The sequence below is a fragment of the Candidatus Pelagibacter sp. Uisw_092 genome (assembly GCF_047729545.1).
Taxonomy (GTDB): Bacteria; Pseudomonadota; Alphaproteobacteria; order Pelagibacterales; family Pelagibacteraceae; genus Pelagibacter.
The window spans coordinates 439,444-451,355 of the sequence record NZ_CP159824.1; the positions used below are offsets into that span (position 1 = coordinate 439,444).

Annotated in this window: 11 protein-coding genes; 7 read left to right on the forward strand and 4 right to left on the reverse strand. The window is 29.2% G+C overall.

Annotated features, from left to right (window positions below):
• Nucleotides 1-19 precede the first annotated feature (19 nt).
• Entirely contained in the window at nucleotides 20-1,003 is a 984-nt protein-coding gene (gene galE / locus ABXT63_RS02340) for a UDP-glucose 4-epimerase GalE (protein ID WP_415321498.1), read from the forward strand.
• A 14-nt stretch (nucleotides 1,004-1,017) separates the two neighbouring features.
• On the opposite strand, the gene ABXT63_RS02345 is transcribed toward galE, so the two are convergent.
• From ABXT63_RS02345 to ABXT63_RS02355, 3 genes are read right to left on the reverse strand one after another with little or no spacing between them, the layout of a single operon-like run.
• Entirely contained in the window at nucleotides 1,018-2,094 is a 1,077-nt protein-coding gene (locus tag ABXT63_RS02345) for a YeiH family protein (protein ID WP_415321500.1), read from the reverse strand.
• Between the two features lie 21 nt (nucleotides 2,095-2,115).
• Nucleotides 2,116-3,282, reverse strand: a complete 1,167-nt coding sequence (locus ABXT63_RS02350; RefSeq protein WP_415321502.1) for a UxaA family hydrolase — start codon at nucleotides 3,280-3,282, stop codon at nucleotides 2,116-2,118.
• Nucleotides 3,283-3,287: 5 nt separating this feature from the next.
• Nucleotides 3,288-3,572 carry a UxaA family hydrolase gene (locus ABXT63_RS02355; protein WP_415321504.1) on the reverse strand — a complete coding sequence of 95 codons (285 nt, stop codon included), beginning with the start codon at nucleotides 3,570-3,572 and terminating at the stop codon, nucleotides 3,288-3,290.
• Nucleotides 3,573-3,683: 111 nt separating this feature from the next.
• Here ABXT63_RS02355 and xsc point away from each other — a divergent pair, with 111 nt between their 5' ends.
• From xsc to ABXT63_RS02375, 4 genes are read left to right on the forward strand one after another with little or no spacing between them, the layout of a single operon-like run.
• Nucleotides 3,684-5,465 (forward strand): sulfoacetaldehyde acetyltransferase, encoded by a 1,782-nt coding sequence (gene xsc, locus ABXT63_RS02360; protein WP_415321506.1) that lies wholly within the window; start codon nucleotides 3,684-3,686, stop codon nucleotides 5,463-5,465.
• Between the two features lie 4 nt (nucleotides 5,466-5,469).
• A complete protein-coding gene (locus tag ABXT63_RS02365) occupies nucleotides 5,470-5,859 on the forward strand; it encodes an SxtJ family membrane protein (RefSeq protein ID WP_415321508.1) in 390 nt (129 codons plus the stop codon).
• 2 nt (nucleotides 5,860-5,861) lie between these two features.
• Nucleotides 5,862-6,011, forward strand: a complete 150-nt coding sequence (locus tag ABXT63_RS02370) for a DUF5989 family protein (protein WP_415321510.1) — start codon at nucleotides 5,862-5,864, stop codon at nucleotides 6,009-6,011.
• Nucleotides 6,011-7,849 carry a carbamoyltransferase gene (locus ABXT63_RS02375; protein WP_415321512.1) on the forward strand — a complete coding sequence of 613 codons (1,839 nt, stop codon included), beginning with the start codon at nucleotides 6,011-6,013 and terminating at the stop codon, nucleotides 7,847-7,849. The genes ABXT63_RS02370 and ABXT63_RS02375 overlap by 1 nt, the downstream gene beginning before the upstream one ends.
• Before the next feature lie 10 nt (nucleotides 7,850-7,859).
• Here ABXT63_RS02375 and ABXT63_RS02380 read toward each other — a convergent pair whose 3' ends face one another.
• Nucleotides 7,860-9,176, reverse strand: a complete 1,317-nt coding sequence (locus ABXT63_RS02380) for a PQQ-dependent sugar dehydrogenase (RefSeq protein WP_415321514.1) — start codon at nucleotides 9,174-9,176, stop codon at nucleotides 7,860-7,862.
• A gap of 52 nt (nucleotides 9,177-9,228) precedes the next feature.
• Between ABXT63_RS02380 and ABXT63_RS02385 the strand changes: the two genes are divergently transcribed.
• Nucleotides 9,229-10,494, forward strand: a complete 1,266-nt coding sequence (locus ABXT63_RS02385; RefSeq protein WP_415321516.1) for a hypothetical protein — start codon at nucleotides 9,229-9,231, stop codon at nucleotides 10,492-10,494.
• A 135-nt stretch (nucleotides 10,495-10,629) separates the two neighbouring features.
• Nucleotides 10,630-11,790 carry an NAD(P)/FAD-dependent oxidoreductase gene (locus tag ABXT63_RS02390; RefSeq protein ID WP_415321518.1) on the forward strand — a complete coding sequence of 387 codons (1,161 nt, stop codon included), beginning with the start codon at nucleotides 10,630-10,632 and terminating at the stop codon, nucleotides 11,788-11,790.
• Nucleotides 11,791-11,912 lie beyond the last annotated feature (122 nt).

Genomic DNA, 11,912 nt, shown 5'->3' on the forward strand with positions numbered 1-11,912 from the left:
GGCTTATAATAATAAAATTATGAATAAAGATAATAATATTCTAATAACAGGTGGTGCTGGTTATATAGGTAGCCATTTAGTTGAGCAATTAGTTAAAACAAAAGCTAACATTATAATTTTAGATAATCTAATTACAGGACATAAAAAATTAATAAATAAAAAAGCAAAATTTATAAAAGGAGATATAAAGAATAAAACTGCACTAACCAAAATCATTCAGAACTTTCAAATTAACACAATAATTCACTTAGCAGCTCATTTAAATATAAGTGAAGCAGAAAAAAATAAAAAAAAATATTATAAAAATAATATTAAAGGTACTTTAAATTTAGTAAATTCCTGTAAGAACTCTAATGTTAATAGTATTATTTTTTCTTCATCTTGTTCAATTTATGGAAATGTTAAAGGACCAGTCAATGAAAAAAGAAAACCAAACCCTGGAGGATATTATGCATTCACAAAATATAAAGCAGAGGAAATAATCAAAAAATTTAGTAAAAAATATGATTATAAATATGCTATATTAAGATATTTTAATGTAGCTGGAGCAAGTTCATCAGGTAAAGTTGGGGAAATAGAAACTTCTCATGGACATTTAATAAAAAATATAGCTGTGGAATTGTTGAAAAAAAAACCAATAATTTCTATTTATGGAAATGACTATAAAACCAAAGATGGAACTTGTATTAGAGATTATATGCATGTGTCTGACTTAGCTGATATTCATATTAAAACTTTAAAGCACATAGACACACACTCCAAGTCGTTAACTTTGAATTGTGGGTATGGAAAAGGTTATTCAGTTTTAGACATTGTTAATATTCTTAAAAAAAAAAATAATAAATTAATAATAAATTATAAAAATAGAAGACCTGGAGATATAGCTGAAGTTTATAGCGATACTAAAAATTTTAATAAAATTTTAAAATGGAAACCAAAATATGATAATTTAAATAAAATTATAAACAGTGCTATCAAATGGGAAAAAAAATTAAATCACTAAAGTGGAAGTAGATTTTATAAAAATAGTTTTGCAAAAGATTGCATTGTAATAATACTAACCAGGCCTACTGTAATCATTGCAACAAAACCAACAACAAAAGGTTTATATCCCATTGATTTTAAATCTTTTAAGTTCGTAGACATACCAACAGCAGCCATGGCCATAGATAAAAATATTTTAGCAGAATCTTTTATATTGGATATAGAACTTTGCCAAATCTGGTTTAAATTTTCAGTTAAAAAAAATTGATCACCAATATTTCGAAAAATAATCATCCCAATAAACCCTAAAACAAAATAAGGAAATATATTTAGTAAAGAGTAGTTTTTAGTCTTAGTGGCATTTCTATTATAAAGAAAAGCAAATAATGGTACCATTATTACTAAAAAAGTATTTCGAATTAATTTTGTTACAGTTGCAATATTTAGTGTTTCAGGACTATTAAATTGTTGGTCGTAAATTAATCCTGCTGCAGCAACTTGTGATGTTTCATGAATAGCTGTACCTAAAAATAATCCTACAAACAAAGGGTCACCATTAAAATATATATTCGCAAAATATGGATATATCAACATTGAGATAATTCCAAAAACAGTCATGTTCGCAATTGCATAAGCAACTTCACCTTTGTTTGCTTTAATAATGGGTGCTGTGGCAATGATTGCAGTTGTACCACAAACAGTACTACCAATAGATATTAAGTATGCCATTCTTGTTGAAATCTTTAACTTTTTGATAAGCAGTTTAACTATAATTAAAACACTCAAGATGCACACAATAATTAATGGAATTGCAACCGTTCCAAATTTTAAAAATTCAAATGGTTTTAATTGAATACCAAGACAAATAATACCAAGTTTTAAAATATATTTTTGGGTAAAATCAACTCCTAATAAAAAATCTTCTCTCATTCTAAATATATTTCCAAAGACAATTCCCATCAAGATAGCAATCATGGCTGTAGATATTGGGCTTTTAGTGTAACCTAATAACTCAATACCAATAATGTTATTTAAACCTTGAGATAGAGTATAGAGAACGAATGCTAAAATAATGCCTGGGACAATGACCAGGTATCTTTTAAATAGCATTAATTTTTATTAGTAAAGTTATTAAGCACTTCTGTAAAGTTTAGTCATAACAAATTCTTTATGACCTAAAGCTTCGGCACAGGTTAATCTACCGTTAGCAACTCTAATCATTGATTTAATTAATTCGTCTCCAGCTTGAGACATAGTCATCTCACGTGATAAAATTTTTGAAACATCACAATCAATATGTTCACCCATACCTTTTACAGTTAATGGATTAGCAGTTAATTTTATAACTGGTTCAATAGGATTTCCAACAATATTACCTTGTCCTGTTGGAAATAAGTGAATATTAAAACCTGCTGCTGCCTGAAGTGTTACACATTCAGCTGCTGCTGAGGATGTATCCATAAAATATAAGCCTTTACCTTTGGTTGGCTCTTCTGCCGGCTCTAATACATCAATAAACTTACAAGAACCAATCTTTTGGAAATTTCCAAATGCTTTTTCTTCAATAGTTGTTAATCCACCTGCAATATTTCCTGCAGTAGGTTGGCTTTCTGAAAGGTCATCAGTTGCTTCTTTAAGTATAAAATCATTATATGAATTCCATGTTTTCATAAATTTTTCAGAGGCTTCAGGAGTTGCACCTCTCTTAGCACAAACAGTTTCAGCTCCAGTAAGTTCTGAAGTTTCTCCAAAACATAAATGAACACCCATTGGTTCTAATTTATCCATTAAATTTCCAACCGTAGGGTTTGCAGCTAATCCAGATGTTGTATCTGACTCTCCACACTTAACTGATATCCATAAATCACTCATTGGACATTCTTCTCTTTGTTTTTCAGACGCCCACATTACAAATTCCTGAGCTTTTTTTGAAGCTTTCATGACAGTACCAATATCTCCAGTTCTCTCAATATGAAATCCTTCAACTGGCTTTCCTGTTTTTGCTATTCCATCAACTATTTTTTTTGTCCATTTTGGCTCTATACCAATAACTATTACAGCTGCAACATTTGGGTTGCTTCCAGTTCCAATCATAGTTCTAAAGTGTAAATCTAAATCAGCACCAAATTGAAGTCTTCCATAAGAGTGAGGTAGGGCCATTGTACCTTTAATATTGTTTGCAACTGCTTCAGCACATGCATTTGAAATATCATCTACAGGTAAGATGATCACATGATTTCTAGTACCAACTCTGTCATTTTCTCTTTTGTAACCTAAAAAACTTTTTGGGATTTCCATATTTTTTACCACTTCTTCGTTTTTACATTGTGAACATGAACATGTTCACCTTTTTTGATTGATTTAACTACTTTTCCAATATCATGGCCATATTTCAAAATAGTATCACCCTCGTTAAGGTCAACCATTGCAATTTTATGTCCTAATTGAATTTCATCCACTGATTGAATTTGAACTGTTTTATCATTTTCCATAATCCAGCACACGCAATCTTGTTTTGGAGTGATTTTATCAATAACAACTACTCCTACGTTGTCCTTTTCGTCATGTATAATAATATCTGTAGCCATAATTGTGTCGATTTGTTTGTTTGAAATTTTTTAATTCTTATATATTAATCTCTAAAATTAACAATTTATTTAAAAATTTTTTAACAACTTAAGCAGGAAGGCCTAATTATTATGACTAAAATGACAACAGAAGAAGCTTTTGTAAAAGTTTTACAGATGCACGGAATTGAACATGCGTTTGGAATTATTGGTTCAGCCTTTATGCCTATTTCAGATATTTTTCCTGATGCTGGAATTACTTTTTGGGATGTTGCTCATGAAACAAACGGTGGATTAATTGCTGATGGTTACACAAGATCTACTGGTAAAATGTCAATGGTTATTGCACAAAACGGTCCTGGAATTACTGGATTAGTTACCCCTATTAAAACTGCATACTGGAACCACACACCATTATTATTAGTAACACCGCAAGCTGCTAATAAAACTATGGGTCAAGGTGGTTTTCAAGAAGTAGAACAAATGAATTTATTTAAAGACATGGTTTGCTACCAAGAAGAAGTTAGAGACCCTTCAAGAATGGCAGAAGTATTAAATAGAGTTATTGAAAAAGCAATCAGAGGATCAGCTCCTGCACAAATAAATGTCCCAAGAGATTATTGGACACAAGTTATTGATATCGATCTTCCTCCAATTGTTAGACTTGAAAGACAAGCAGGTGGAGTTGATGCAATTAAAAAAGCAGCAGACTTATTATCAAATGCTAAGTTTCCAGTAATATTATCTGGTGCTGGTGTTGTTATTGGTGGAGCTATCGAAGATTGTAAAAAATTAGCTGAGAAATTAGATGCTCCTGTTTGTTCAGGATATCAGCATAATGATAGTTTTCCAGGAAGCCACCCACTAGCTGCTGGACCATTAGGGTATAATGGATCAAAAGCTGGAATGGAATTAATTAAAAAAGCTGACGTTGTTCTTGCACTTGGTACAAGATTAAATCCTTTCTCAACTTTACCTGGTTATGGAATGGATTACTGGCCAAAAGATGCAAGTATTATTCAGGTTGATATGAATTCAGATAGAATTGGTTTAACTAAAAAAGTATCAGTTGGTATTTGTGGTGATGCAAAATTAGTTTCCCAACAAATCTTAGCACAACTTTCTCCAACAGCAGGTGATGTAAATAGAGAAGAAAGAAAAAATATTATCCACCAAACTAAATCTGCTTGGTTACAAGAATTATCAAGTCTAGATCATGAAGATGATGATGAAGGTACAGTTTGGAATGCTGAAGCCAGAAAAAGAGATGCAGATAGAATGTCTCCTAGAGAAGCGTGGAGAGGAATCCAAGCAGGAATGCCTGATGATGTAATTATTTCAAGTGATATTGGTAACAACTGTGCAATTGGAAATGCCTACCCTACATTTGAAAAAGGTAGAAAATATTTAGCACCAGGATTATTTGGTCCATGTGGTTATGGTTTTCCCTCAATTTTAGGAGCAAAAATTGGATGTCCTGACACACCAGTAATCGGTTTTGCAGGTGATGGAGCATTTGGCATTAGTATGAACGAAATGAGTTCATGCGCTAGAGAGGAATGGCCAGCAATTTCAATGGTAATTTTTAGAAACTACCAATGGGGAGCAGAAAAAAGAAACACAACATTATGGTATGATGATAATTTTATTGGAACAGAACTTGATCCAGAATTAAGTTATGCAAAAGTTGCAGATGCTTGTGGTTTAAAAGGTGTTACAGTTCGTACGATGGAAGAGACTACAGCTGCTATCAAGCAATCATGTGAAGATCAAAAGAATGGAATTACAACATTTATTGAAGTAATTTTAAACCAAGAACTGGGAGAACCTTTCAGAAGAGATGCAATGAAAAGACCTGTTAAAGTTGCGGGGATAAAAAAAGAAGATATGATTAAACAACCATCACTGATTTAAAAAAGTGGGTAATGAAAAAATTAAAATTAGTTCAAATAGAAGTTTTGGTATAGTTTTTTTCATTTTTTTTGTAATTGTTTCAATATTTCCATTATTTAAAGATGGAAATATTAGAATTTGGTCTTTAATAATCGCTATAATTTTTTTAATTTTAGGTCTATTAAACTCAAAAATTTTATCTCCACTAAATAAAATTTGGTTTAAATTTGGCATATTACTAGGCAATTTTATATCACCTGTGGTTATGGGTTTGATTTTTTTTACTGTTGTTACGCCAACATCTCTTATAATGAAAGCCTTTGGCAAGGATTTATTAAATTTAAAAAAAAGTAATAAAAAATCATACTGGATTGAAAAATCTGACATAAAGAGTAGAATGAAAAATCAATTTTAATTATGAGTTTTTTAAAAGAGTTTTGGGAATTTTTAAAAGTTAGAAAAAAATACTGGTTATTTCCTATATTATTAGTCTTAGTGTTATTTGGTGGATTAATAATTTTAAGCCAAGGTTCTGCTGTGGCTCCATTTATTTATACAATTTTTTAGTGAAAACTATTTTAGGTATTTCTGCATTTTATCATGACAGTGCTGCAACAATTCTTGTCGATGGTAAAATTATAGCTGCCGCACAGGAGGAAAGATTTACTAGAAAAAAACATGATTCAAGCTATCCTTTTAATGCTGTTGAATTTGTCTTAAAATTTGCAAATATAAAATTGAATGAGGTTGATCAAATTATTTTTTTTGAAAAACCATTTTTAAAATTTGAAAGACTACTTGAAACATATGTAGCCTTTGCACCTAAAGGTTTTAGGTCTTTTTGTAAAGCAATGCCAACTTGGTTAAAGGAAAAATTATTTCAAAAAAAAATACTTTTTAATAAACTCAAAATGCATGATGATAAATTTAATGATGAGAGAAAAATATTTTTTTCAGATCACCATCTAAGTCATGCTGCCAGTGCTTTTTTCCCATCTCCGTTTGAAGAAGCTATAGTTTTGACAGCAGATGGTGTTGGTGAGTGGGCCACGACAACAGTTGCAATTGGAAAAGGTAATAATCTTGAAATTCAAAAAGAAATTCATTTTCCACACTCTCTTGGCTTACTTTACTCATCTTTTACATATTATACGGGATTCAAGGTTAATAGTGGTGAATATAAACTTATGGGATTAGCACCCTATGGCGAACCAATATACGAAGACAAAATTAAAGAAAATCTTATTGATATAAAAGAAGATGGTTCTTTTCACTTAGACCAAACCTATTTTAATTATGCTACAGGGTTGACTATGACTAGTCAGAAATTTCATATGCTTTTTGGGCAAAATTCTCGTGATCCTAAAAAAGAAGAATTAACACAATTTCATATGGATATAGCAGCATCCATACAAAAAGTTACTGAAGATATAATGATAAAATTAGCTAAATCTCTGAAAGAAGAATTCAATATACCAAATCTATGTTTGGCTGGTGGTGTTGCTTTAAATTGTGTTGCAAATGGTAAAATTCTTCGAGCAAAAATATTTGATAATATTTGGATTCAACCTGCTGCTGGCGATGCTGGAGGGTCTATGGGTGCTGCTTTAGCTTTATGGCATATTGAACAAAATAATCCAAGATTGGTTAACGTAACTGATGATATGAATGGTTCATATTTAGGTCCTGAATATGAGCAAAAACAAGTTGAAGATGAGTTAAAAAAAATTGGAGCTACTTTTGAGGTACTTAGTGATGATGAATTAATTGAAAAAACAGCTTATAGTCTTTCTTTAGAAGAGGCAATTGGCTGGTTTCAAGGCAGAATGGAATTTGGACCTAGAGCATTAGGAGGTAGATCCATACTGGGTGACCCACGGTCATCCAATATGCAAAAAAATTTAAATTTAAAAGTTAAGTATAGAGAGAGTTTTAGACCATTTGCACCATCAATTTTGAGAGATGATCTATCAGAGTGGTTTAATATTAATGTCGATAGTCCATATATGCTAATTGTTTCTGATGTAAGTAAAGATAAAATAATAGTTATGACCGAAGATCAAAAAAAACTCTTTGGTATAGAAAAATTAAATATCAAAAGGTCAGAAATTCCCTCTGTAACACATGTAGATTATTCTGCTAGAATACAAACAGTTCATGAAAAAACTAACAAAAAATATTTTGATTTAATAAAAAGATTTAAAGAAAAGACAGGTTGCCCAATTGTTATTAACACCTCTTTTAATGTTAGAGGTGAACCAATAGTTAATACGCCAACGGATGCATTTAACTGTTTTATGGGAACAGAACTAGACAAACTAGTCATTGGCAATTGCTATTTAGATAAAAAAAAACAAAATTTAAATTTAAAAAAAGATTATGCTACAAACTTTGAGTTAGATTAGTTAAATTTTTTTAAAGATTAAATGTTATTTTTAAAACATATCCATCATCAGTAGAAATATAGATTGAGTTCTGGTCCTCAAAAAGTTTACCCTGATAATCTAGTGCAAAATTTCTCAATCTTCTTTCAAATGTAATCTTTTCAAATCCTACCAATCTATCACCATTGATCTCATCTAAAATAAGTACATATAAAGATTTATCTTTAAGGGAAGTAGCTAACAAGCAGTTTTGTCTTTTGTAATAATTTTTTAACACTTTAGGGCAGTTAGTAAGAGCAGCTATTCCAATTGAAGGTGTAAATTGAAAAACAGGTTCTACAAAGCCATTTCCTGTGTGAGAATTTTTATAAAATTTTTCTAACAACTCACCTTTATTATAATCACTATCAGGTTCTAGAAAATATTTAGTACCATAAGATGATATAGGCCAACCATAATTTCCACTTTCAGTGATTAAATTAATTTCATCTCCTCCTTTGGGGCCATGTTCTGTACTATAATAATTATTATTTATAGATGCCATTCCTTGGGGGTTACGATGTCCAGAAGTAAAAATTCTTGGTTTTATTAGCTCATCATTATTATAATCAAAATTTTCAAGATCTTGTTTGTTAATTGCTAAAATTTTACCAAAGTAAGATTCATTATTTTGGCCTAAGTTTCTAATTCTATCTGAATTATTAGCAGGCGTTCCTGTGGTCAATAAAATTTCATTATCTTTATGTATGCTTGCACCCCCAACACCATCATAATTTATATTAGGTAAATCTACCAAACAATCAGTATTAAAAATTTCTTTAGATCGATTTAAGTTTACTATGGAAGCATAATGACAATTAATTTTTTTTGAGGCCATCCATGCATATGGTTCATTTTTAAAAAAGAAAATTCCTCTAATACCACCCTTTGAATTGTGAGGATCATAAGTTTTTGGTAATAAATATTTTTTTACAATACCATTGTTTATTTCATACCCATTTCTAGTAAAATACCTTATATGAATTTTATTATTTATAATTACCCCATACAATCCAGCATTTTTGTGTTGATTGGTAGCATCCCTATCTTTAACAAGATCTTTTATTGATGTGTCTGTTGTATTTTCAACACTTATAACAAATGAATTAGTTTCAATTCTTTTTACAACTTCTTTTTTACCATTAATCACAAAATCTTTAGTTATCTTTGGTGGATCAATGCTATGTTTTACACCACTACTAACACCTTTGATAAAATCAAATATTTGAGGGTATTGCTTCGTTAAAACAAGCCCAAAAGAGAATGAGCCAATAATAGAAAGTATTAATAAAATTTTTACATTTTTCACAAATATCCTTATATTTATTTAAATCATGTTTGAAAGAAAAAAAAATTAATTAATGAAAAAAATTTTAACAATAATTCTTTTAGGTCTTTTAATATCTATCTTATTAAACTTCTACTATATCAAAAAATTTGATAATTATGACCCTACTGTATCAAGCCAGAATCAACACTTCATGATTAAAAGTGATCCAGAAAAATTTTGGCTTAGAGCTCATAATTTAAAAGCTCAATTAATAAATGGAAAGAATTTTTTTGAAACAGGGGACGAATATAGAATTCCTTATCTTCCCTCTAAGATTATTTATTTGTTTTCTTTAATCACAAATGACAAATTTTATGATCAAGAAAATCTAACGATCATTAAGGAGAGTTATAATGGAAAATTTCAAGAAAGAAAAATAGCACTTGATAACAAAAAAGTTTTTTTTTTAATTTTTCAATCTTTTTTTTATTATTTATCATTATTTTTTCTTTACAGCAAAATAAGAAATAGAATAGATGCCAATAGCTCACTTTATTTGATTTTGTTTCTGAGTTTAGAGCCAACCATTATGCTTTTTCATTCTTCATTTTGGTCAGAATCGATATTTTTTACTTTATTGATTTTTTTAATTGCATTGGTTTTTGAAAACAAAATAGCAAACATTAGAAATTTGATAATTGGGCTATTGTTAGGTTTATTATTTTTACAAAGAAGTATCGCAATTTATTATTTTGTAATTTTAATCATTTATTATATCTGTATTTTTAAGAGAAGTTCGTTGAGGCCAATTTTTTTTACTTTATTAGGCTATTTAATGGTCGTTTTATTTATTGGTTTTCATAATTATAAAAGATCTGATAATTTCTATGTACAGCCAACACAAGCAAAAGATGGTTTTTATGTATATTTAGTACCTATGATTTTGTCATCAAGTAAAAAAATATCTACCAATGAAGTTAAGACAATTCTAAATAATGATCTAAATGAATGGATAGTAAAAAATGATATTAACCTTGAGAATGAGTCTGATAGGTTAATTTATTATAATTATTTACAAAAAAAATCATTTCAAATAATAATAAAAAATCCTTTTATAACCTTCAAGCTTATTTTTAAAAAAACTTTACATTATTTTGTTTTAGATCCATTGCGTCACGTACACTATTTTTATAAATTTGATTTAAGAAAACAAAATTCATTTTATAAAACTGAGTTAGCGGATAATATGGTTATACCAAGGATAGTTTATTCCTTTTTGATTTACTCTATAATCTTAATTGGCTTTATTAGTGTTATAAAAAAAAAGAAAACATTATGTTTGCTATTTTTTTATTAATATCTATCATTTATTTTACTTTAGTTACCAGCTGGATTGGAAATACTCGATATAATACACCTAATTTGATTTTTTTATCTTTTTTTATAGGCTATGGAGTAAAAACTATTTTAAATTTTATCAAAAATAAAAAAAATGAATATAAAAAACGATGATAATTGTGGTTGGATCAACGATTTAGAAAAAAGAAAAAATATTAAAATTCTAAATGAAAACCTTGAATGTGATTATTTGATAGTTGGTGCTGGTTATACTGGTCTATCTGCTGCAAGAAAACTATCAGAATTAAATGTAGGTAAGAAAATTATTATAGTTGATGCACAATTGGCTGGTGAAGGTGCCAGTGGAAGAAACTCAGGATATTTAGTTGATACCACTCTTAATGATGGTTTCACATCAAATAAAGAGCTATCCAACTACAAAAAAAAGACTGATATTTATCAATTAGGAATTGATACTATAAAAAGATTTATTAATAAGCATAAAGTTGATTGTGATTGGAAGGAAGCGGGTAAATATTTTGCCTCATCACAGCTTGATGATTATAAAAAACTGATTAACTTTAGTAATATACTTTCTAAATTAGGATTTAAACATAATTTATTTAATAAAGAAGAGTTAAGTAAAAAATTAGGTACAAATTTTTATAATTTAGCACTTTATACAAAAGGTGGAATTTTACTGCATCCTGGAAAACTTGTTAGAGCAATGATTGATACTTTATCTGATAAAGTTGAACTATTTGAGCGATCTCAATTACTTGAATGGAAAAAACATAAAGACAGCATTCATTGTAAATTTATAAATAATAAAATAATTACAAAAAAAATTATCTTTTGTACAAATGGTTTTTTAAAATCACTAGGTATTAAAGTAAATTATAATTTCCCATTAACTTTAACGGCTAGTATGACAAGACCATTAACTAAAGATGAATTTATATCTATTGGTGAGCCAAGTGAATGGGGTGTACTTCCAGTTAGGCATATGGGTGCCACTATTAGGATGACAAAGGATAAAAGAATCTTAATAAGAAATACAGCCGAGGTACACAATCCGTTTATAATGAACAGTAATGTATTAAAAAAAGAGTCTTGCATCAAAAAATTGGAATTAAAAAAAGATTTCCAACATTATCAAATGATATTATACAGTCTAGCTGGTCAGGTATTGTATCCAGAACACGTAATGGCTCTCAAATTTTTGAAAAAATTGATAATAATATTTTTGCAGCGGGCTGTTATAATGGATCTGGTATTGGTGTTGGCACATTATTTGGGGAACAGATTGCAATAAAAGTCTTTCAAGAAAATAGCAAAGAGATAAAAGTGATTGAGAGTAGAAATAAACCTACGTTACTACCTCCTCAACCTTTTCTTAATTTAGGTATTAAAGCAAGATTAATTTATGAAAGGTTT

Coding starts and splice junctions, on each gene's coding strand:
- galE (WP_415321498.1), top strand. CDS start 20: ATGAATAAAGATAATAATATTCTAATAACAGGTGGTGCTGGTTATATA.
- ABXT63_RS02345 (WP_415321500.1), bottom strand. CDS start 2,094: ATGCTATTTAAAAGATACCTGGTCATTGTCCCAGGCATTATTTTAGCA.
- ABXT63_RS02350 (WP_415321502.1), bottom strand. CDS start 3,282: ATGGAAATCCCAAAAAGTTTTTTAGGTTACAAAAGAGAAAATGACAGA.
- ABXT63_RS02355 (WP_415321504.1), bottom strand. CDS start 3,572: ATGGCTACAGATATTATTATACATGACGAAAAGGACAACGTAGGAGTA.
- xsc (WP_415321506.1), top strand. CDS start 3,684: ATGACTAAAATGACAACAGAAGAAGCTTTTGTAAAAGTTTTACAGATG.
- ABXT63_RS02370 (WP_415321510.1), top strand. CDS start 5,862: ATGAGTTTTTTAAAAGAGTTTTGGGAATTTTTAAAAGTTAGAAAAAAA.
- ABXT63_RS02385 (WP_415321516.1), top strand. CDS start 9,229: ATGAAAAAAATTTTAACAATAATTCTTTTAGGTCTTTTAATATCTATC.
- ABXT63_RS02390 (WP_415321518.1), top strand. CDS start 10,630: ATGAATATAAAAAACGATGATAATTGTGGTTGGATCAACGATTTAGAA.